The sequence below is a fragment of the Kineococcus esterisolvens genome, assembly GCF_050871405.1.
Lineage (GTDB): Bacteria > Actinomycetota > Actinomycetes > Actinomycetales > Kineococcaceae > Kineococcus.
This window is the reverse complement of the sequence record NZ_JBJLRI010000043.1, coordinates 1-21,057: the sequence shown is the minus strand read 5'-3', so window position 1 is coordinate 21,057 and position 21,057 is coordinate 1. Positions and strand designations below refer to the sequence as shown.

Genomic DNA, 21,057 nt, shown 5'->3' with positions numbered 1-21,057 from the left:
GCTCAGGCGAACGACGCCACCGGCACGCCCGCCTCCTCCAGCGCCGCGCGCACCCGGCGGGCGATCCCCACCGCGCCGGGGGTGTCGCCGTGCACGCAGATCGACGCGGCGCCCACGTCCACGACGCTGCCGTCCACGGCCTCGACCCGTCCCGTGGTCGCCAGCCGCACGCAGCGGCGGGCGATGTCCTCGGCGTCGTGCAGGACCGCGCCGGGCTCGCCGCGGGGCACGAGGGTGCCGGCGGGCGTGTAGGCGCGGTCGGCGAACGCCTCGGTGACGACGGGCAGGCCCGCCGCGGCGGCCAGGGCCAGGAACCGCGACCCGGGCAGCCCCACGACCGGCAGCGCCGGGTCGTACCGGCGCACGGCCTCCACGACGGCGGCGGCCTGCGCCTCGTGGTGCACGACCGCGTTGTAGAGGGCGCCGTGGGGCTTGACGTGGGTGACGCGCGTGCCGGCGACGCGGGCGAGGGCCTCCAGGGCCCCCACCTGGTACAGGACGTCGTTCGTCAGCTCCGCCGGGGCGACGTCGACGAACCGGCGGCCGAACCCCGGCAGGTCCCGGTAGCCCACCTGCGCGCCGACGGCGACACCTGCGCCCGCGGCCAGCTCGCAGGTGCGTCGCAGCACCGAGGGGTCACCGGCGTGGAAGCCGCAGGCGACGTTCGCGCTGGTCACGACCCCCAGCAGCGCCTCGTCGTCACCCAGCGTCCAGCGCCCGAAGCTCTCGCCGACGTCGGCGTTCAGGTCCACGGCAGCCTCGCGGGGTCGGGGGCGGGGAGGGCGACGCTACAGCGGGCCGCCGGGCCGCTGGTGGGCGCGGGCGCCGCCCGGTCCCTACAGTGCGGCGGGTGAGCAGCCCCGGCCCGCCGCGGACGGCCCCGGGCCACGTGCACCTGCTGCCCGCCGGGGACCGCGCCTGGCTGCTGGAGCCCGCGGACCCGGCCCGCGCAGCCGGCTTCGCGCGCGCGCTGGAGCGCGACGCGCCCGCCGGGGTCGAGGACGTCCTGCCCGCCGCCCGCACCGTCCTGGTGACCCTGCGTCCCGGCGCGGACCGCGACGCGGCCGCCCGGGAGCTGCTGCGGCGGTGGGAGGAGCTGCCGCCGGCGGCGGACGGTGCGCCCGGCCGCCACGGGGGCGGGGAGGACGGGGAGGTCGTGACGATCCCGGTGCGCTACGACGGCGAGGACCTGGGCGAGGTCGCCGAGCTGCTGGGCACCACGCCCGCCGAGGTCGTCGCCCGGCACACCGGCACGACGTGGACGTGCGCGTTCGTGGGGTTCGCCCCCGGGTTCGGGTACCTGCGCAGCCCCGACGGGCGCCTGGCCGTCCCGCGGCGCCCCGAGCCGCGCACGGCCGTGCCCGCCGGTGCGGTGGCCCTCGCCGACGGCTTCAGCGCCGTCTACCCGCGCCGCTCCCCCGGCGGCTGGCGCCTGCTCGGTCGCACCGCGGTGACGTTGTGGGACCCGTCGGCGGACCCGCCGGCGCTGCTGCGGCCCGGCACCCGCGTGCGGTTCGCGCAGGTGGCGGGGTGAACGGCGGGCTGGACGGCGGGGACGCGCTGGAGGTGCTGGCGCCGGGGCCGCTGACCACCGTGCAGGACCTCGGGCGCCCCGGCGCCTTCCGCTGGGGCGTCGGCGTCGCCGGGGCCGCCGACCGGCGCTCCCTCGCGCTCGCCAACCGCCTCGTCGGCAACCCGCCCGGCCACGCCGCCCTGGAGGTGCTGCTGGGCGGCGCGGTGCTGCGCGCGCGCACGACCCTCCTGGTGGCGGTCACCGGCGCCGCGACCCCGGTGAGCGTGGACGGGGCACCGGCCGGGTGGTGCAGCGTGCTGGCGCTGCCCGCGGGCGGCACGCTGCGGCTCGGTGCGGCCACGGCCGGCCTGCGCGCGTACGTGGCGGTGCGCGGGGGCGTGGCGGTGCCTGCGGTGCTGGGCTCGCGCAGCCGCGACACCCTCGCCGGCCTCGGCCCGGAGCCGCTGGCCGCCGGGGACGTGCTGCCGGTGGGGCCCGCGCCGGGCGCGCTGCCCGCGGTGCGCACCGCGCCCGTCGGCGCGCCCGCCACCGGCACCGTGACCCTCGAGGTGCGGCTCGGCCCGCGCGCGGACCGCTTCACCGACCCCGCCGCGCTGTTCGCGGGGACCTGGACGGTCACCGCGCAGAGCGACCGGGTCGGGGTGCGCCTGGCCCGCCCCGCCGGGCAGCCGCCGCTGGAACGCTCCGCGACGGCGGAGCTGGCGCCCGAGGGCGTCGTCCTGGGCGCTCTGCAGGTGCCGCCCAGCGGTCAGCCGGTGCTGTTCGGGCCGGACCACCCGATCACCGGCGGGTACCCGGTGGTGGGCGTGGTGCGCGACGCCGACGCCGACCTCGCCGCGCAGGTGCGGCCGGGCCAGGCCCTGCGGTTCCGCCCGGTGGTGGGCGCGTGAGCGGCGCGCCGGCGCCGGGCCGCGAGGCCGCCGCGGTGCTGGCCGCCCTGTTCGACCCCGGGTCCTTCACGGCGGTGAGCGACCCGGCGGAGGGCGGGCCGCCCGGCGTGCTCACCGGGCACGGCACCGTGGAGGGGCGGGCGGTGTGCGCGGTGGCGCAGGCGCCGGGCGGCGCACCCGGCGCCGCCGCCGTGGAGGCCGAGGTGCGGCTGCGAGCGCTGGCCGCCCGCACCGGCAAGCCCCTGGTGACCGTGCACGACGCCACCGGGCCGGGGTCCGCCCGCGGGTTCGGGGAGCTGGTGCGCGGTGCCGTCGCCCTGTCCGGGGTGGTGCCGCAGGTGGCGGTCGTGACGGGTGCGGCCGACGCCGAGCGGGCCCTGCTGCTGCCGCTGGCCGACGTCGTGGTCGCCGCCGAAGGGTCGCGCTCGGCGCTGGCGGACCCGGCCGCGGCGGCCGTCCTCACCGGCCGGGAGCGGGACGCGCGGCAGCTGGGCGGTGCGGCGCTGCACGCGGCGGTGACCGGTCGCGCGGCGCACGTCGCACCCGGCCCCGCCGCGGCGGCCGCGTTCGTGCGCGAGCTGCTCGGGCACCTGCCCGGCAACGTCCTCGCCACGCCCCCGCGCCTGCCCCCCGGTGCGGTGCGCGTGGCCGACGAGGACCCCGACGAGGAGCTGGACGCCCTGCTGCCGGCGGACCCCGACGCCCCCTACGACGTGCGCGACGTCCTGGCGCGCCTGGCCGACGACGAGGAACCCCCGCTGGAGCTGCACGCGCGGCACGCCGCCGGCGTGCTGACGGGGTTCACCCGCCTCGACGGCCGCAGCCTGGGGGTGGTGGCCCCCGACCCGTCGGTCGCGGGCGGGGCCCTGGACGCGCCAGCGGCGGCGAAGGCGGCCCGGTTCGTCCGGTTCTGCGACGCGTTCGGGGTCCCGGTCCTGACGCTGGTGGACACGGCGGGGGTCGTCCCCGCCGGCGAGGACGACCCCGGTGCCCCGACCGTCGCCGTGGCGCAGCTGCTGTACGCGTACGCGGAGGCGTCGGTGCCGCTGCTGACCGTCGTCACCGGCCGCGCGCACGGCGCGGCGCTGCTCGCGCTGGGGTCGCGGCACGTCGGCGCGGACGCGGTGCTGGTGTGGCCGCGGGCGCGCCTGGGCGCGCGCGACGCGGTCGCCGAGGTCGCGGCCGGGCACGGGCACGGGCCCGCGCCGGCGGCCGGCGAGTGGGCCCGGCTGGTGGCGCGGCGGGAGGCTGAGCGCTCCCCCGCGGCGGCCGTGCGCGCCGGGGACGCCGACGCGGTGGTGGGACCGGGGCGCACGCGCGCCCACCTGGCGCGGTGGCTGGACCTGCTGGAGCGCAAGGCGGTGACCCCGCCCGCCCGCCGGCACGGGAACCTGCCGCTGTGAGCGCCCCCGGCGACTGGGTGGTGACGGGGAACCCCACCGAGGAGGAACTGGCGGCGCTCGTGGTGGCCGTCCTGGTCGTGGCCGCGCGCGGCGCGGACGCGGCCCCCGGCCCGGTCGCGACGTGGGAGGACCGCTGGGGCGAGCCCGCGTCGCTGCTGCGCCGGCCGCTGCCGGGGGGCTGAGGAGCCCGCCGCCCCGTCCCGCCGCGGGGCGGGACGGGGGGCCGGGGTCAGCGCGGGATCATCCCGTGCGGGTCGATGACGAACTTCTGCGGGGCGCCCGCGTCGAACCTCTGGTACGCGTCGGGCGCCTCGTCCAGGGAGATCGGGGTGGCGCCCACGGCCTTCGCGATCTGCACCTTGTCGTGCAGGATCGCCATCATCAGCCCGCGGTGGTACTTCATCACCGGGCACTGACCGGTCGTGAACGACAGCGACTTCGCCCACCCGGTGCCCAGGTCGAGCGACAGCGAGCCCTTCTTCGCGGCCTCGTCGACGCCGCCGGGGTCGCCGGTGACGTACAGGCCGGGGATGCCCACCGCACCGCCCGCGGTGGTGATCTGCATGAGGGAGTTCAGCACCGTCGCGGGTGCCTCCGTCGCCGCACCCTCGCCGTGCCCGCGGGCCTCGAACCCGACGGCGTCCACGCCGCAGTCCACCTCGGGCACCCCGAGGATCTGCTCGATCTGGTCCTTCGGGTCGCCCTTCGACACGTCGACGGTCTCGCAGCCGTTCTCGCGCGCCCGGGCCAGCCGCTCGGGGTTGAGGTCGCCCACGATAACGACGGCCGCGCCCAGAAGCTGCGCACCCACCGCCGCGGCCAGGCCCACGGGACCGGCACCGGCCACGTACACCGTGGAACCCACGCCGACGCCGGCGGTGACGCAGCCGTGGAACCCCGTGGGGAAGATGTCCGACAGCATCGTCAGGTCGAGGATCTTCTCCATCGCCCGGTCCTTGTCGGGGAACCTCAGGCAGTTGAAGTCCGCGTAGGGCACGAGCACGTACTCGGCCTGCCCGCCGACCCAGCCGCCCATGTCGACGTAGCCGTACGCCGAGCCCGGGCGGTCGGGGTTGACGTTGAGGCAGATGCCGGTCTTGCGCTCCTTGCAGTTGCGGCACCGGCCGCAGGCGATGTTGAACGGCACGGACACGAGGTCGCCGACCTCGAGGAACTCGACGTCCCGGCCCTTCTCCACGACCTCGCCGGTGATCTCGTGGCCGAGCACCAGGTTCGGTGGTGCCGTGGTGCGCCCGCGGACCATGTGCTGGTCGGAGCCGCAGATGTTCGTGGCGACGAGCTTGAGGATCACCCCGTGGTCGACGCGCCGGCCCACGTTGGCCGGGTTGACGCCCGGACCGTCGCGCAGCTCGAAGGTCGGGTAGTCGATGGTCTGCACCTCGACCTTGCCGGGTTCGAGGTAGGCGACGGCGCGGTTGCCGTTGCTGGGGGCGGTGGTCGTCACGGGGACTGCCCTTCTCGCGACGGCGCCGGCCTCGGTGCCGGCGCCCGGGAGCACAGTCCACCGCTCCCGGGCGCCGACCGCAAGGGGGAGGTTCAGCCCTCCACCACTGCGGGCACGGCGTTGCGCGAGACCACCGAGGAGTACCAGAGGGCGCTGTCCTTGACGGTGCGCTCCTGCGTCGCGTAGTCGACGTGCACGATGCCGAACCGCTTGGAGAAGCCGTAGCCCCACTCGAAGTTGTCCAGGAAGGACCACAGGTAGTAGCCGGTGACCGGCGCGCCGGCCTCCACCGCGTCGAGCACGGCCGCGAGGTGGTCGCGCAGGTAGCGGACGCGCTCGACGTCGTGCACCCGCCCGCCGACGACGACGTCCGGGTAGGCCGCGCCGTTCTCGGTGACGAGCAGCTCCAGGCCGGGGTGCTCGCGGTGGAGCCGCAGCAGCAGCTCGGTCATGCCCCGGGGGTCCACGCTCCAGCCCATGGCCGTCTTGTGACCGGGCTGCTCGGGGAACTCCACCCTGTCGGCGCAGGCGACCCACGGGCTGTGGGCGCTGGCGCCGTGGCCGTCGGCCTCGGCGCGCGGTCCCGAGCCGTCCCACGCCCGCACCACGGTGGGGCTGTAGTAGTTGACGCCCAGCACGTCCAGGGGCTGGTGGATCAGGTCGAGGTCGCCGTCGAGCACGAACGACCAGTCGCTGACGGCCGCGGTGTCGGCCTGCACGTCCGCCGGGTACGAGCCGCGCAGCACCGGGTCGAGGAACACCCGGTTCTGCAGCCCGTCGACGCGGCGGACCGCGTCGCGGTCGGCGTCGGTGGTTCCGTCGGTGCGGACCCAGGCGAGGTTGAGGGTCAGGGCCACCCGGGCGTCCGGTGCGGCGCGGCGCACCGCGGCGGCGCCGAGGCCGTGGGCCAGGTTGAGGTGGTGCACGGCGGCCAGCGCGGACGCCGGCTCGGTGCGGCCGGGGGCGTGCACGCCGGAGGCGTACCCCAGGTACGCCGAGCACCACGGCTCGTTCAGGGTGATGAACGTGCGCACCCGGTCCCCGAGGGCGGCGGCGACGACCTCGGCGTACTCGGCGAAGCGCTCGGCGGTGCGGCGGGAGGTCCAGCCGCCGGCGTCCTCGAGGGCCTGCGGCAGGTCCCAGTGGTACAGCGTGACGGCCGGCTCGATGCCGGCCGCGACGAGCTCGTCGACCAGCGTGGAGTAGAACGCCAGGCCGGCCTCGTTGACCGGGCCGAGGGCGTCGGCGGTGACCTGCGGGGTGATCCGCGGCCACGCCACGGAGAACCGGTAGGACGCCATGCCCAGCCGCTGCATGATGGCGATGTCCTCGCGGAAGCGGTGGTAGTGGTCGTCGGCCACGTCACCGGTGTCACCGCCGGCGACCTTGCCGGGTGTGCGGCTGAAGGTGTCCCAGATGGAGGGTGTGCGGCCGTCCTCGGCCGCGGCGCCCTCGATCTGGTACGACGCGGTCGCCGTGCCCCAGACGAAACCCGCGGGGAAGGCGCGCTCGGCGGGACCGGTGGCGGGATCGGTGGTGAGATCGGTGGTGGGGCGGTCTTCGGTGGTGGTCATGCGGGTCGGTGCCGCGGCCTGGGCGCGCGGCACCGCCTCCTCCCTGGTGCGGAAACGGGTGGACGGGGGTGGTTCAGCCCTTGACGGCGCCGGCCATGATGCCGCTGACGATCTGCTTGCCGAGCAGGACGAACACCACGATGACCGGCAGGGTCCCCACGAGGGTTCCGGCCATGATGATCGAGGTGTCCGGGACGTACCCGCTGCCGAGGTTGTTCAGCGCCACCTGCACGGTGGGCATCGAGGAGTTCAGCGCGATGACGGGCCAGAAGAAGTCGTTCCACGCCGTCATGAACGTGAGCATCCCCAGCACCGCCATGCCGGGCCGGGCGATGGGCAGGACGATGCTGAACACCGTGCGGGTGGAGGAGGCGCCGTCGACCCTTGCGGCCTCCAGCAGCTCGTCCGGCAGGGTCTGCACGAGGTACTGGCGCATGAAGAAGACGCCGAAGGCCGTCACCAGGGACGGCAGGATGACCGACTCCAGCCGTCCCGCCAGGTTCCAGTCCGACATGATCTTGTACAGCGGCACGACGCCCAGCGTCGGCGGGATCATCAGCGTGCCGATCGTCACGGCGAACAACGCGTTCCTGCCCCTGAAGCGCAGCTTGGCGAAGGCGAACCCGGCCAGGGTGCAGAACAGCAGGGTGCCGATCGTCGTGACGCCGGAGACGACGAGGGAGTTCACGATGGCCAGTCCGATGGCCTGCTGCTCCAGCGCCGTGGAGATGTTCTGCCACAGGTACGGACCCGGCAGGAACGGCGGCGGCGACTGCGTCATCTCCGACATCGGCCGGCTCGCCGCGACGATCATGTAGTAGAACGGCACGAGGAAGACGAACGACGTGATGCCCAGCAGCGCGTAGGTGAGCCAGCCGGCGGCGTCGGGGGCGCGGTAGCGCTTGCGGCGCCCGGTGCCCGGGGTGGGCGCCGCCAGGGCGGCGTCTCGGACGGTGGTCGTCGCGGTCATCGCCGGGCTCCTTCCGTGTCGCGGTCGCGCCACCGGGCGAGCGCGGTGTTCAGCAGGACGAGGACGATGATGAGCAGGAACGTCACCCAGGCGATGGTGGCCGCCCGGCCCAGCGACCCGAACGCCCAGCCCTGCTGGTACATGAACAGCCCCAGCGTCTGGTACTGGTTCAGCGCCCCGCCGTCGACGCCGCCGAAGAGCAGCGGCTCGCCGAACAGCTGGGTGGCGCCGATGGTGGAGACCACGACGGTGAACAGGATCGTGGGGCGCAGGCCCGGCAGGGTGACGTGCACGAACTGCTGCCACCGGCTGGCGCCGTCCAGGGCCGCGGCCTCGTACAGGTCCTGCGGGATGGACTGCATGCCGGCCAGGTAGATGAGCGCGTTGTAGCCGGTCCAGCGCCAGATGACGATGATCGAGATGGCGATCTGGGCGCTGAGGTCGCCGTTGCGCCAGTCCAGGGCGTCCAGGCCGACCAGCGACAGCAGCCAGTTCGCCAGCCCGGCGTCCCGGCCGAAGATCTGCGCGAAGACGAGGGTCGAGGCCGCCACCGACGTGGCGTACGGCATCATCATCGACACGCGGAAGAAGTTCCGGCCACGCATCCGGTAGTTCAGCAGGTGTGCGAGCCCGATGGCCATCAGCAGTTGCGGCACGGTGGACAGCACGCCGAGGGTGAAGGTGTTCCACAGCGCGTTGTAGAAGCTGTCGCTGGTGAAGAGCCAGGTGTAGTTGTCCAGGCCCGTCCACTCCGTGTCCGAGCCGAGCTCGTAGGAGTGGAAGCTGATCCACATGGTGTACACGAGCGGGAACAGCCCGAAGGCGAAGAACAGCAGGAAGAACGGCGCGATGTAGGCGTACGGGGCGGCCAGCGACTCGAACCGGAACAGCCGCGATCGCAGCGACGGCTCGTGGGGGGCGGCCTTCCCCGGACGGCCGGCCGGGGCCGGCGGTGCGGTCGTGCTCTGGACGCTCACGGCATCTCCTCGCGGGACGATCGGTGCGGGACGTTCGCGGCGGGACGGCCGGTGGGCCGTCCCGCCGCGGTCGGGTCAGCCGATCTGGTCGGCCAGGTCGCCGGAGGCGCTCTCCCAGGCGTCGGCCGGGCTGACGCCGTTGACCTCCACGGACAGCAGCGCCTGCACGAGCGCCGACTTCACGACGGCGTCCTCCTCGCCCAGGACCTGGGTCGGTGCGGCCTCGGCGGCGTCGGAGAAGATCCGCCCGATGGGCGCGCCCTGGAAGTACTCGTCGGTGGATCCGGCGACCAGCTCGAACGCACCCGTGTTGGACGGGAACTGGCCACCGGTCTCGAACACCTTCGCCTGCTGCTCGGGGTCGGTCAGCCACTTGATGAGCTCGGCGGCCTCCTCCTTGTTCTCGCTGGAGGCGGGGATGCCGAGGTACGCGCCGCCCCAGTTGCCGCCGGCACCGCCGGGCAGGGAGGTGATGTTCCACTTGCCGGCGCCGGCGTCACCCGCCTTGCCCTTGATGTAGCCGACCATCCAGGCCGGGCAGGCGATGGTGGCGAAGGAGCCGCTGCCGAAGCCGGTGTCCCAGGCCGGGTCCTCGAACTGCTCGAGCTTGGCCGTCAGGCCCTCCTGCGCTGCAGCCGCGGCCGTGTCGAAGGCCTGCTTCACGGCCGGGTTGCTGTCCCAGACGAGCTCGCCGGAGGAGTCGTAGTAGATCTCCTCCTCGGTGGAGATGATCGCGTTGTAGAACCCGCCGGCGGAGTCCATCCACGCGGTCCCGGCCGGGGCGGCGGCCTTGAACTCGCGGCCCAGCGCCACGTAGTCGTCCCAGGAGCCCATGCGGGCGGCCAGCTCGGCGGGGTCGGTGGGCAGGCCGGCCTGCTGCAGCAGGTCGCTGCGGTAGCACAGGCCCATCGGGCCGATGTCGGTGCCCACGCCCAGGACCTTCCCGTCCTCGGTGGTGGCCGCCTCGGCCTTCCAGTCCGGGTAGTTCCCGACCTGCTCCCCCGCCGCGGTCGTGGACAGGTCGGTCCACTTGTCGGCCTGGTTGGCGACGACGTCGGCGATGCGGCCGACCTCGATGCCCTGGACGTCGGCGGCACCGTTGCCGGAGGCCAGCTTGGTCTGCAGCGCGGGCCAGTAGTTGTTCTCGCCCTGCGTGGACTCGTACTGGATCGTCACGTCGGGGTTGAGCTCCTGGTACTCCTCGAACAGGCCGGCCTCCTCGAACCCGAAGGTGCCGAACAGGCTGACGGTGAGCGGCGTCACGCCGTCGGCGGCCGCCGCGTCGGCCGAGCCGGTGTCGGTGGTGCTGCACGAGGTGAGCAGCAGGGCGCCGCTGACCGCCGCCGCGGCGGCGGCCAGGGTCGTCTTCCGGGCACTGGGCATGGGAACTCCTCCGGGGGCCGCCTGCGCGGCGGATCGACGTTGATCGGGTCTCGCAGCGTGAGAGCGCTCTCAGCGGGAGCCGGACCCCGTGAGAGCGCTCTCACGGAATGCAGGAAGAGTGACCCACCACCCACCCCGCTGTCAACGCCCCTCCGCTCCCGGCGTGAGCGTGCAGGTGGGACGGGGGCGGTGGGGCGTCAGGAGGTGGCGCGCTCCACGAGCGTCGTGGGCACCACGACCGGGGCGGGCACCCCCTCGCCGTCGATCACCGCCAGCAGCATCCGGGCCAGCTCCCGGCCCATCTCCACGACCGGCTGGCGCACCGTCGTCAGCGGCGGCGTGGCCGCCGCCGCCAGGGGCGCGTCGTCGAAGCCGACGACGCGCACGCGGCCCGGCACCGCCAGGCCCGCGGCCGCCAGGGCCTGCAGCGCCCCGGCGGCCATGAGGTCGTTGGCGGCGAACACCCCGTCCAGGCCGGGGAAGCGCGCCAGCAGCTCCTCCGCGGCCGCGCGCCCGCCGGCCACGGTGAAGTCACCGGCCGCGGCCAGCCCCGCGGTGAAGCGCCGGCGGTGCGCCCGCAGCTCGGTCCGGAAACCCTCCAGCCGGTCCTGCCCCACTCGCATGTCCATCGGTCCGGTGACGGTGACGACCTGGCGGCAGCCGCGCTCCAGCAGGTGCCGGGTCGCGGTGCGCGCGCCGCCGACGTTGTCGGCCGACACCCACGGCACCGTCGACGACGCGTCGAAGGGCTGCCCCGACATCACCACGGGGATCCCGGCGTCGGTCAGGTGCTGCGGCAGCGGGTCGGCGCCGTGCACCGAGACGAGGATCGCTCCGTCCACGTGGCCGCTGCGCGCGTACCGCTCGAAGCGCTCCCGCTCGCGCGCGGTGGACAGCACCACCAGCACCAGCTGCACCTCGCGCTCGGCCAGGCGCGCCTGCGCACCGGTGAGCACCAGCGGGAAGTAGGAGTCGTTGAAGAACCGCTCGACCGGCTCGACGACCACGAGCGCCACCGACCCGCTGCGGCGGGTCACCAGCGAGCGGGCCGCCTGGTTGGGCACGTACGACAGCTCCGAGGCGGCGCGCAGCACGGCCTCGCGGGCCGCGGGGCTCACCCGCCCCGAGCCCGCCAGCACCCGCCCGGCCGTGGCGCGGGAGACGCCCGCGCGCGCGGCGACGGACTCCAGGGTCGGCGCGGTCGCGCTCGGCACGGCTCCTCCAGCGGTCGGGCCCTCGCGGGCGTCGGACGGGTCAGCGACGGCTGCGCGCCCCGCGCAACCCGCGCACGCCGATCACCGCGATGGCCGTGCCGAGCACGAGGCTGACGACCACGAGCACCAGGTGGACGAGGAAGAAGGGCTGCGGGCCGTCCTCGAACGACTTCGGATCGTTCCAGATGTTGCGCAGGAAGTTCGGCCAGATGAACCAGCTCCACACCCCGAACGCGACGAGGAACCAGCTGGCGCGCGTCGAGAGGACCACGCCCCCATCCTCGCAGAGCCCGGACGGCGCACCGGCCGCCCGCGGGGCTCAGCGGTGCAGCAGCCCCCGCACGGCGCGGCGCGCGGCGACGAACGCCCCGGCGCCGAGGGCGCCGGCCGCCACGGTCGAGGCCACCGCCGCGCGGGAGCGGCCCGCGTGGGCGTCCTCCTCGCCGTGGCCCTCCTCCTCGGACGGGTGGTCGGCCGGCAGCGGGCCCAGCGGCACCCGGTAGTCCGCGACGACGCGCTCGAGCAGGGCCTCGGCGTCCTCGGCGCGCGTGGCGGCCCACGCGGCGGCCAGCAGGATGAGCCGGCCGATGAGGTTCATGAGCACCAGGATCACCACGATGCTCGCGGCCGCGCCGAGGAACTCGTTGCCCTGGGCGCTGCGGCCGGCGATGCCGATGCCGAACTGCTTGAGCAGGCCGATGCCGACCCCGCCCAGCAGGGCCCCGGAGAGCAGGTGCCGCAGCGGCACGTTCGCGCCGGGCAGCACGCGGAAGACCGCGAGGAAGGTGGCGGTGTCGATGCAGAAGGCGACGACGAAGCCGGCGGCGCTCAGCAGCCACTGGCCGGCGGTGGTGCTCTCGACGTCGAGCACCCCCAGCAACCACTCCCCCGCCCCGCGGGTGAGGACCACCGAGGTGACGCTGAGGGCCACGCCGAGGCCGATGACGACGAGGACGGCGAGGTCGCGCACCTTCAGCAGGACGGGGTTGCCGGCGCGGGCGGCCTCGCCGAAGACGGCCCGGATGCCCCGTCGCATCGCGTCGACCCACCCCAGGCCGGTGAACAGCAGCGTGCCGAGGGAGACGAGCAGGCTGACGGTGAGCGTCGTGTCGTCGAGGTACTCGTCGATGTAGATGCCGTTGGTCCCGGGGCCGGCGGGCCTCTGCCCGGGGTGCACCAGGCCCGGCAGGTAGTCGTCGACGCCCTCGACGAGGTTCTGCACGACGTAGTCGCGCACCTCGGGGAACCCCTGCATCGTGAAGCCCAGCAGCGTCAGCGCCACCGCGAGGGCGGGGAAGACGGAGAAGAACGCGAAGTACGCGATGCCCCCGGCGAGGACGTTGCCGCGCGCGTCGCCGTAGCGCTGGTACGCGCGGCCCGGGTGCGTGGCCTTGGCCCGGGCGACGAGGCGGCCGACGCGGCCGGTGACCTGCTGCACGACACCCACGCGCGCTGGGCTCCTCTACGGTGCGGTGAAGCCGAAGTCCTCCCGTGGCCGCCAGACGCCGTCGGCGCCGTGCTCGTAGAGGCTGAACCCCTTCACGGTGAAGGTGGCCTCCCAGTCCCGCAACACGAGCTCGGCGCGGTCCAGGGCGTCCTCGGGCACGTCGTGGGCGACGGTGACGTGCGGGTGGTACGGGAAGGGGAGGTCGCGGGTCAGCGGCCCGCGCCGCACCTGGCTCTGCAGCAGCTCGCACTCGGAGATGCCGCGCGTGAGCTGGACGAACACCACCGGCGAGACGGGCCGGAAGGTCGCGGTGCCGCGCAGGTGGACCACGAACGGCGCGTGCAGCGCAGCGGTGCGCCGCAGGTGCCGGCGCACCTCCTCGGCCGCGTCGGCCGACAGCTCGCTGGGCGGCAGCAGGGTGATGTGCGGGGGGACGGCGTGGGCCAGGGGGTCGCCGAAGTCGGCGCGCCAGGCCGTCAGCTCGGCGGCGTGCGGGTCGGGCACGGGGATGGACACGCCGATGGTGCGCGTGCGCGCGCGAGCCGGCGCGCCGGGCCGGCCCAGCGCCCGGGCGCGACCGCCCAGGGCGCTCACCGCCTGCGGCCCACGAGCCCCACCCGGTCGTACACGCGGGCGAGGGTCTCCTCGGCGATCGCGTTCGCCCGCTCGGCGCCCCGGGCCAGCAGCTCGTCGAGCGCACCGGGGTCGGCCATGAGCTGCTGCGCGCGCTGGCGCACGGGGCCGAGGGCGTCGGTGACGACCTCGGCGAGCTCCTTCTTCAGGTCGCCGTAGCCGCGACCGGCGAAGTCGGCCTCCAGCTGGGCGATCGTGCGGCCCGACAGCGCGGAGTGGATGGACAGCAGGTTGGACACGCCGGCCTTCTCCACGGGGTCGTAGCGGACCTCGCGACCGGTGTCGGTGACGGCGGAGCGGATCTTCTTCGCCGTCACCCTCGCCTCGTCCATGACGTCGACGATGCCGCTGGGCGAGGACGACGACTTGCTCATCTTCGACCCCGGCTCCTGCAGGTCGTAGATCTTGGCCGTCTCCTTGAGGATGTACGGCTCGGGCACGGTGAAGGTGGCGCCGTAGCGGCTGTTGAAGCGCTGGGCGAGGTCGCGGGTCAGCTCCAGGTGCTGGCGCTGGTCCTCGCCGACGGGGACCTCGGCGGCCTGGTAGAGCAGGATGTCGGCGGCCATGAGCACCGGGTAGGTGAACAGCCCCACCGTGGTGCCCTCGGCGCCCTGCTTGGCCGACTTGTCCTTGAACTGGGTCATGCGGCCGGCCTCGCCGAAGCCGGTGAGGCAGCTCAGGACCCACGCCAGCTCGGCGTGGGCGGGCACGTGGCTCTGCACGAACAGCGCCGAGCGCTCGGGGTCCACGCCCGCGGCGATGTACTGGGCGGCGGTGACGCGGGTGCGCTCGCGCAGCGCGGCCGGGTCGGGGCCGACGGTCAGCGCGTGCAGGTCGACGACGCAGTACAGCGCCTCGTGGGTCTCCTGCAGGGCCACCCACTGCTTGAGCGCGCCGAGGTAGTTGCCCAGGTGCAGCGAGCCGGACGTCGGCTGCATCCCCGACAGCAGGCGCGGGCGCGCCCCCGTCCCCTGCGCTGGTGACTGCTCCATGCCTCCATCCTGCCAGCCGCGGAACGGTTGACCGGCCGCGGGGCGACGGCCAGGCTGCGCGGGTGCGCGAGTGGATCAAGGGACCGGGACTGGCCTTCGGAGCCGACTACAACCCCGAGCAGTGGCCGGAGGCGGTGCGCGCCGAGGACGTGCGCCTGATGCGCGAGGCCGGCGTGACGCTGGTGTCGGTCGGCATCTTCGCCTGGGGCCTGCTGGAGCCCGAGCCGGACCGCTTCGAGCTGGACTGGCTGGAGCGCGTGCTGGACGACCTGCACGCCGGCGGGGTGGGCGTGGACCTGGCCACGGCGACGGCCTCCCCACCGGCGTGGCTGTCCCAGCGCCACCCCGAGGTGCTGCCGGTCGACCACGAGGGCCGCCGGGTGGTCTTCGGGTCCCGGCAGAGCTGGTGCCCCTCCTCCCCCGCCTACCGCGAGCGCTCCCTGCGCCTGGTGGAGGAGCTGGCGGGCCGCTTCGGCGGCCACCCGGCGCTGCGGCTGTGGCACGTGAGCAACGAGCTGGGCTGCCACAACGCGCGCTGCTACTGCGACGTCAGCGCCGCGGCCTTCCGCCGCTGGCTGACGGGGCGGTACGGCGACGTGGCGGCGCTGAACGAGGCGTGGGCGACGGCCTTCTGGAGCCAGCACTACACCTCCTTCGAACAGGTGCAGGTGCCGGCGCTCTCCAGCTCCTTCCCCAACCCGGCGCAGGCGCTGGACTTCGCCCGCTTCAGCTCCGACGAGCTGCTGGGCCAGCACCTGGCCGAGAAGGAGGTGCTGCGGCGGCTGACCCCGGACGTGCCGGTGACGACGAACTTCATGGTCTCGGCGGGCCTGGGCGGCATGGACTACGGCCGCTGGGCGCTGGAGCAGGACGTCGTCTCCAACGACCACTACCTGCTGCACACCGGGCCCACCGCGGTGGCGGACCCGCGCGCGGAGCTGGCGTTCTCCGCGGACCTGACCCGCGGCGCGGCGCGGGGCCCGTGGCTGCTCATGGAGCACTCCACGAGCGCGGTGAACTGGCAGCCGGTCAACCCCGCCAAGGCTCCCGGCGAGATGCTGCAGGACTCGCTGGCGCACGTGGCGCGCGGCGCCGACGGGGTGTGCTTCTTCCAGTGGCGCGCCTCCGCGGGCGGCGCCGAGCAGTGGCACTCGGCGATGGTGCCGCACGCCGGGGAGGACTCCGAGCGCTTCCGCGAGGTCGTGGAGCTGGGCGAGCTGCTGGGGCGCCTCGGCGACGTGCGCGGGGCGGACGTGGAGGCCGACGTCGCGCTCCTGGTGGACTGGACCAGCGCCTGGGCGTTGGAGGCCCCGACCCTGCCCTCGGAGCGCGTGGGCCCGGTGGACGTGGCCCGCACCGCGCACCGGCTGCTGCGCGCCGCCCAGGTCGGGGTGGACGTGGTGCCGGTCGGCGCGCACCCGCACGACCTCGCGCAGGCGCTGTCGCGCTACCGGGTGGTCGTGGTGCCCACGCTGTACCTGTGCGACGACGCGACCGCCGCGGCGGTGCGGGCCGCGGCCGAGGGCGGCGCGCAGGTCCTGGTGACGTACTTCTCCGGGGTCGTCGACGAGAACGTGCGGGTGCGCCTGGGCGGCTACCCGGGGGCGTTCCGGGACCTGCTGGGCGTGCGGGTGGAGGAGTTCCACCCGCTGCTGGAGGGCGTGGCCACGGAGCTGGACGACGGGTCGGTGGGCGACGTCTGGTCGGAGCTGACCACCGTCGCCGAGGACGTGGAGGTCCTGGCCCGCTACGCCGACGGCGCGGTGGCGGGGTGCGCGGCGATCACCCGGCGCGACCTGCCGGGCGGCGGCGCAGCCTGGTACCTGGGCACGCTGCCCGACGACGAGGCGTTCGCCGGGCTGCTGCGCGGGGTGTGCGCGGCCGGCGGCGTGGAACCGGTGGCCGTGGCGTCGGGGCCGGTGGACGTGCAGCGGCGGCGCCGGGCCGACGGGACGTCCTTCCTGTTCGCGCTGAACCACGGCGAGGAACCCGGCACGGTCCGCGTCAGCGGCGTCGACGAGGTCTCCGGCGCCGAGGTGGACGGCGTGCTGGACCTGGACCCGGGGCAGAGCGCCGTCGTCCGCGAGCGCTGACGGCCACCGGATCACCACGCCTCCCCCGCGGGGCCCCCACGGCGCTGCGCCGCGGGGGCCGCGGGTCGCGGTGGCAGGATGGCGGTGTGGTGAACCTGGGTCAGTCTCGCAAGCTCGCCGACGTCCTCTACGACGTGCGCGGCCCCGCCCTGACGCGGGCCCAGGAGCTGGAGCAGGCCGGGCACCGCGTCCTGAAGCTCAACATCGGCAACCCCGCCCCGTTCGGGTTCGAGGCGCCGCCGGAGCTGCTGGAGGACATCGTCGCGAACCTGCCGGTGGCGCAGGGGTACAGCGACAGCAAGGGCCTGCTGTCGGCGCGCCGGGCGGTGGTGCAGCACGCCGAGTCCAAGGGCATCACCGGGACGGACGTCGACGGCGTCTACATGGGCAACGGCGTCAGCGAGCTCATCGTCATGGCGATGCAGGCGCTGCTGGACGAGGGTGACGAGGTGCTCGTGCCCGCCCCGGACTACCCGCTGTGGACGGCCGCGGTCAGCCTGGCGGGCGGGCGGGCCGTGCACTACCTGTGCGACGAGTCGGCCGACTGGATGCCGGACGTGGAGCACCTGCGCTCGAAGGTCTCCGAGCGCACCAAGGCCGTGGTCGTCATCAACCCGAACAACCCCACCGGCGCGGTGTACGGCACCGAGGTGCTGCAGGAGATCCTCGGCGTCGCCCGCGAGCACGGCCTGCTCGTCCTGTCCGACGAGATCTACGAGAAGGTCCTCTACGACGGCACCACCCACGTCTCGACGGCGGCGCTGGCCCCGGACCTCATGTGCCTGACGTTCAACGGGCTCTCGAAGGCGTACCGGGTGGCGGGTTTCCGCTCCGGCTGGATGGTGGTCTCCGGGCCGACCGGGCACGCCCGGGGGTACGTCGAGGGCCTGGACCTGCTGGCGAACATGCGCCTGTGCGCGAACGTGCCCGCGCAGCACGCGGTGCAGGCGGCGCTCGGCGGGCACCAGTCCATCAACGACCTGGTGCTGCCCGGCGGGCGCCTCGCGGAGCAGTCCAAGCGCACCTGGGAACTGCTCAACGAGATCCCGGGCGTGAGCTGCGTGCGCCCGCGCGGGGCGCTGTACTGCTTCCCGCGGCTCGACCCGGAGGTCCACCGGGTCGACGACGACTACCAGCTGATCCTCGACCTGCTGGAGCAGCAGCACGTCTTCGTCGTGCAGGGCACGGGTTTCAACTGGCCGAAGCCCGACCACTTCCGCATCGTGACGCTGCCGCGCGTGGAGGACCTGGAGGTGGCGGTCGGGCGCATCGCGGAGTTCCTGGGGGACCGCGCCCGCGCCTGATCCCGGGAGGGCGGAAAACTCCTTGCCGGCCGGCGCCGAGCGGGTGCACCGTCGTGGTGTCCTGCCGTCGAGCCGAGGAGGCCCCGGGTGCTCGTCTGACGTGCTCCGCACCGAGGGCCCCGCGCACGCGCGCGTGGTCCACCGCACGCACGCCACGAGGAGGACCCGTGCCCGCCCACCCCCCTGCCCCCGCCCCGACCGGCCCGTCCCCGCGCACGACGACGGGCGCCACGACCTCCCTCGCGCTGCGCGGGGTGACGAAGTCCTACGACCACCGCGTCGTCCTCGACGGCCTGACGGCCTCGATCACCCCCGGGGTGGTCACCGGCGTCATCGGGGAGAACGGCTGCGGCAAGTCGACGCTGCTGCGGCTGCTCGCCGGCGCCGAGGAACCCGACTCCGGCCGCGTCGTCGCCGTCGCCGCCGCGGGCCTGGCGCACCTGCCGCAGGAGTCCGGCGCACCGCCGTCGTGGACGGTGGGCCGCGTCGTCGACGAGGCGCTGGCCGACGTGCGCCGGCTCGCCCGGCGCGCGCGCGAGCTGGAGGAGGCGATGAGCCGCTGCGGGCCCGCGGAGCTCGACGCCCTGCTCGCCGAGTACGGCGAGGTCAGCACCGCGTTCGGGCTGCGCGACGGGTGGTCCGCCGACGCCCGCGTCGAGCGCGCCTTCGCCGGCCTCGGCCTGGCCGGGCTGGACCGCTCGCGCACCCTGGGACGGCTCTCCGGGGGGCAGCGCTCGCGGCTGCACCTGGCGGCGCTGCTCGCGGCCGACGCGGAGGTCCTGCTGCTGGACGAGCCGACCAACCACCTCGACGACACCGCCGCCGGCTGGCTGGAGCAGCACCTGCGCTCGCGGCGCGGCACCACCGTGGTCGTCTCCCACGACCGGGAGTTCCTGGACCGCACGGCCGCCGAGCTCCTCGAGGTCGACGGCGGGCGCGCCACGCGCCACCCCGGCGGCTACGACGGCTACCTGGCCACCAGGGCCGCCGAGCGCGCACGCGCCGAGCAGGAGCGCGCGGCCTGGGAGGAGGAGGTGCAGCGCCTGCGCACCACCGGGGACGCGGTCGCCCGCCGGGTGGCTCCGAACCGCCCGCCGCGCGACGGCGCCAAGATGCAGTACGACTTCAAGGGCGGGCGGGTGCAGGAGTCGCTGGCGGCCCGGGTGCGGGCCAACGCCGAGCGGCTGCGGCGCCTGGAGGCCGCGGAGGTGCCGCGGCCACCGGACCCGCTGCGCTTCACCGTGCCGCAGGGCCTGCACGCGCGCGCCGGCGCGCACCTGGTGGCCGAGGGGGTGTCGGTCGCGGGCAGGCTGGCGCCCACCGACGTCCGGGTCGAGCGGGACACCCGGCTGCTCGTCACGGGCGTCAACGGCAGCGGGAAGTCGACGTTGCTCGACGTGCTCGCCGGTGCCCTGGAGCCGGACACCGGCGTCGTGCGTCGCCGCGCCCGCGCGGGCCTGTTGCGACAGGACCCGCCGGCGCCGGTGCCCGGCCAGGACGTGCTGCGCGCCTTCGCCGCCGGCCGTCGCGGCGGCGCGGAGGAGCACGTGCACCGGCTGCTGTCGCTGGGGTTGTTCGACCGCGAGCAGCTCGGCGTGGAGGTGGCCCGGCTGTCCACCGGGGGCCGCCGGCGCCTGGACCTGGCGCGGCTGCTCGCCGACCCGCACGACGTGCTGCTGCTGGACGAGCCCACCAACCACCTCGCCCCGCAGCTCGTCGAGGAGCTCGAGCAGGCGATCGCGGCCTTCGACGGCGCTGTCGTCGTCGTCAGCCACGACCGGCGCTTCCGGGCGCGCTGGCGCGGCGACGTCCTGCGCCTCGGACCGGTGCAGGGCGGGCCGGCGCCCGGGTGAGCGCCGAGGGGGTGAGCGGCCGTGCTGGTCACCCCCCGGCCGCCTGCCGGTGGGGTCCGCTCCACCCGCGGTAAACCCGGCCCCGGCACGCTGTGGGAAACCCCTGCCGAACCTCGGAGGACCCTGTGCCGGAGAACACCTCGAACACCCTCGGCCGCCGCCACCTGCTCGGCCTGGGCGCCGCCACCGCCGCCGGTGGCGCCCTGGCCGCCCAGGTCGCCACCGCCGCCCCGGCCAGCGCCTCCCGCGGGCGCGGCCTGTCGTTCTCCGACGACGGGACGTTCCGCGTCGTGCAGTTCAACGACACCCAGGACAACCACCGCACCGACGTGCGGACCATCCAGCTCATCGAGCGCACCCTCGACGCGGAGCGACCCGGGTTCGTCGTCGTCAACGGCGACGTCGTCAACGGCGACATGACCACCGCGGAGCAGGTCCGCCAGGCGTACAACCACGTCGTCCTGCCCATGGAGGAGCGCCGGATCCCGTGGGCGGTGACCTTCGGCAACCACGACGAGGACTCCGTGGCCGCCACCGGGATGATCGAGGCGAGGATCCGGGAGTTCCTGTCCGGGTACCGGTACAACGTGGGTGGCACCGCCCGCGGTGTCAGCGGCGACTCCAACCAGGTGCTCACCGTCCGCACCCGCGGCGGCCGCGGTCCCGGTTTCGCCCTGTGGCTGCTGGACTCCGGGCGCTACTCCCCCGAGACCATCGCGGGGCAGGAGGTCGAGGAGTACACCTACGAGACCATCCACGCCGACCAGGTCGCCTGGTACCGCGAGCAGTCCGTGGCCCTGGAGCGCCGTGCGGGTGCACCGGTGCCCGGCCTGATGTTCTTCCACATCCCGCTGTGGGAGCACCGGTTCATGTGGTTCGGCTCGCCCACCGAGTGGACGGAGGAGTCGCACGCCGCGGCCGTCGTCAAGCACGGCATCGTGGGTGAGCGCAACGAGCGGGAGTACACCGCGCAGTTCAACCCCGGCCTCTTCCACGCCGCCCTGGAGCGCGGCGACGTCAGGGGCATCTTCTGCGGCCACGACCACATCAACACCTACGTCGGGAACTACTTCGGCATCCAGCTCGGGTACGGCCCCGGCACCGGGTTCGGCACGTACGGCCTGGGCGGGGACGACGAGCACCGGCTGCGCGGCGCCCGGGTGTTCGACCTGGACCTGGACCACCCGGGCGTGCTGAAGAGCACCCGCCCGGTGTTCGCCGCCGACCTGGGCATCGACCTCTCCCCCGAGCCGCAGCCCCTCGCGACCCCGAAGCCCCTCGGTCACCGCTGAGGTGCGCGACGGCCCCTCCGCCCGCGGGCGGAG

At 75.0% G+C, this 21,057-nt stretch carries 19 protein-coding genes; 8 read left to right on the top strand and 11 right to left on the bottom strand.

Annotated features, from left to right (window positions below):
* Positions 1–2: 2 nt before the first annotated feature.
* Entirely contained in the window at positions 3–752 is a 750-nt protein-coding gene (locus tag ACRYR8_RS13800) for a LamB/YcsF family protein (RefSeq protein ID WP_432483669.1), read from the bottom strand.
* A 98-nt stretch (positions 753–850) separates the two neighbouring features.
* On the opposite strand from ACRYR8_RS13800, the gene ACRYR8_RS13795 reads away from it, so the two are divergent.
* From ACRYR8_RS13795 to ACRYR8_RS13780, 4 genes are read left to right on the top strand one after another with little or no spacing between them, the layout of a single operon-like run.
* Complete coding sequence (locus ACRYR8_RS13795; protein ID WP_432483671.1) at positions 851–1,534, top strand: 5-oxoprolinase subunit B family protein; 684 nt, start codon at positions 851–853, stop codon at positions 1,532–1,534.
* Positions 1,531–2,424, top strand: coding sequence for a 5-oxoprolinase subunit C family protein (locus ACRYR8_RS13790; RefSeq protein ID WP_432483673.1), 894 nt, complete (start codon positions 1,531–1,533; stop codon positions 2,422–2,424). Before ACRYR8_RS13795 ends, ACRYR8_RS13790 begins: the two co-directional genes overlap by 4 nt.
* On the top strand, positions 2,421–3,827 hold the full coding sequence (locus tag ACRYR8_RS13785) for a carboxyl transferase domain-containing protein (RefSeq protein WP_432483675.1): 1,407 nt from the start codon (positions 2,421–2,423) through the stop codon (positions 3,825–3,827). Before ACRYR8_RS13790 ends, ACRYR8_RS13785 begins: the two co-directional genes overlap by 4 nt.
* Positions 3,824–4,009, top strand: a complete 186-nt coding sequence (locus ACRYR8_RS13780) for an acyl-CoA carboxylase epsilon subunit (protein WP_432483677.1) — start codon at positions 3,824–3,826, stop codon at positions 4,007–4,009. Before ACRYR8_RS13785 ends, ACRYR8_RS13780 begins: the two co-directional genes overlap by 4 nt.
* 47 nt (positions 4,010–4,056) lie before the next feature.
* Here ACRYR8_RS13780 and fdhA read toward each other — a convergent pair whose 3' ends face one another.
* From fdhA to trpS, 10 genes are all read right to left on the bottom strand, one after another.
* Positions 4,057–5,292 carry a formaldehyde dehydrogenase, glutathione-independent gene (gene fdhA, locus ACRYR8_RS13775; protein ID WP_432483679.1) on the bottom strand — a complete coding sequence of 412 codons (1,236 nt, stop codon included), beginning with the start codon at positions 5,290–5,292 and terminating at the stop codon, positions 4,057–4,059.
* 92 nt (positions 5,293–5,384) lie between these two features.
* The gene (locus ACRYR8_RS13770) at positions 5,385–6,866 is read right to left on the bottom strand and encodes a GH1 family beta-glucosidase (RefSeq protein ID WP_432483681.1); all 1,482 of its coding nucleotides are present in this window, start codon (positions 6,864–6,866) and stop codon (positions 5,385–5,387) included.
* 73 nt (positions 6,867–6,939) lie between these two features.
* Positions 6,940–7,836, bottom strand: a complete 897-nt coding sequence (locus ACRYR8_RS13765; protein WP_432483683.1) for a carbohydrate ABC transporter permease — start codon at positions 7,834–7,836, stop codon at positions 6,940–6,942.
* Positions 7,833–8,813 carry a carbohydrate ABC transporter permease gene (locus tag ACRYR8_RS13760; protein WP_432483685.1) on the bottom strand — a complete coding sequence of 327 codons (981 nt, stop codon included), beginning with the start codon at positions 8,811–8,813 and terminating at the stop codon, positions 7,833–7,835. Before ACRYR8_RS13760 ends, ACRYR8_RS13765 begins: the two co-directional genes overlap by 4 nt.
* A gap of 75 nt (positions 8,814–8,888) precedes the next feature.
* Positions 8,889–10,196 carry an extracellular solute-binding protein gene (locus ACRYR8_RS13755; protein ID WP_432483687.1) on the bottom strand — a complete coding sequence of 436 codons (1,308 nt, stop codon included), beginning with the start codon at positions 10,194–10,196 and terminating at the stop codon, positions 8,889–8,891.
* A 197-nt stretch (positions 10,197–10,393) separates the two neighbouring features.
* The gene (locus ACRYR8_RS13750; protein ID WP_432483689.1) at positions 10,394–11,410 is read right to left on the bottom strand and encodes a LacI family DNA-binding transcriptional regulator; all 1,017 of its coding nucleotides are present in this window, start codon (positions 11,408–11,410) and stop codon (positions 10,394–10,396) included.
* A gap of 40 nt (positions 11,411–11,450) precedes the next feature.
* A complete protein-coding gene (locus tag ACRYR8_RS13745) occupies positions 11,451–11,681 on the bottom strand; it encodes an SCO4848 family membrane protein (RefSeq protein WP_432483691.1) in 231 nt (76 codons plus the stop codon).
* Between the two features lie 48 nt (positions 11,682–11,729).
* Complete coding sequence (locus ACRYR8_RS13740) at positions 11,730–12,857, bottom strand: YihY/virulence factor BrkB family protein (RefSeq protein ID WP_432483693.1); 1,128 nt, start codon at positions 12,855–12,857, stop codon at positions 11,730–11,732.
* 15 nt (positions 12,858–12,872) lie between these two features.
* Positions 12,873–13,442 (bottom strand): 2'-5' RNA ligase family protein, encoded by a 570-nt coding sequence (locus tag ACRYR8_RS13735; RefSeq protein WP_432483726.1) that lies wholly within the window; start codon positions 13,440–13,442, stop codon positions 12,873–12,875.
* 5 nt (positions 13,443–13,447) lie between these two features.
* A complete protein-coding gene (trpS, locus tag ACRYR8_RS13730) occupies positions 13,448–14,482 on the bottom strand; it encodes a tryptophan--tRNA ligase (protein WP_432483695.1) in 1,035 nt (344 codons plus the stop codon).
* Positions 14,483–14,544: 62 nt separating this feature from the next.
* Between trpS and ACRYR8_RS13725 the strand changes: the two genes are divergently transcribed.
* The 4 genes from ACRYR8_RS13725 to ACRYR8_RS13710 all read left to right on the top strand — a co-directional run bounded on the left by ACRYR8_RS13725 (position 14,545) and on the right by ACRYR8_RS13710 (position 21,024).
* A complete protein-coding gene (locus ACRYR8_RS13725; RefSeq protein WP_432483697.1) occupies positions 14,545–16,575 on the top strand; it encodes a beta-galactosidase in 2,031 nt (676 codons plus the stop codon).
* Between the two features lie 89 nt (positions 16,576–16,664).
* A complete protein-coding gene (locus tag ACRYR8_RS13720) occupies positions 16,665–17,879 on the top strand; it encodes a pyridoxal phosphate-dependent aminotransferase (protein WP_432483728.1) in 1,215 nt (404 codons plus the stop codon).
* 167 nt (positions 17,880–18,046) lie between these two features.
* Positions 18,047–19,732, top strand: a complete 1,686-nt coding sequence (locus ACRYR8_RS13715) for an ABC-F family ATP-binding cassette domain-containing protein (RefSeq protein ID WP_432483699.1) — start codon at positions 18,047–18,049, stop codon at positions 19,730–19,732.
* A 125-nt stretch (positions 19,733–19,857) separates the two neighbouring features.
* Positions 19,858–21,024, top strand: a complete 1,167-nt coding sequence (locus ACRYR8_RS13710) for a metallophosphoesterase family protein (RefSeq protein WP_432483701.1) — start codon at positions 19,858–19,860, stop codon at positions 21,022–21,024.
* The last annotated feature ends 33 nt before the right edge of the window (positions 21,025–21,057 follow it).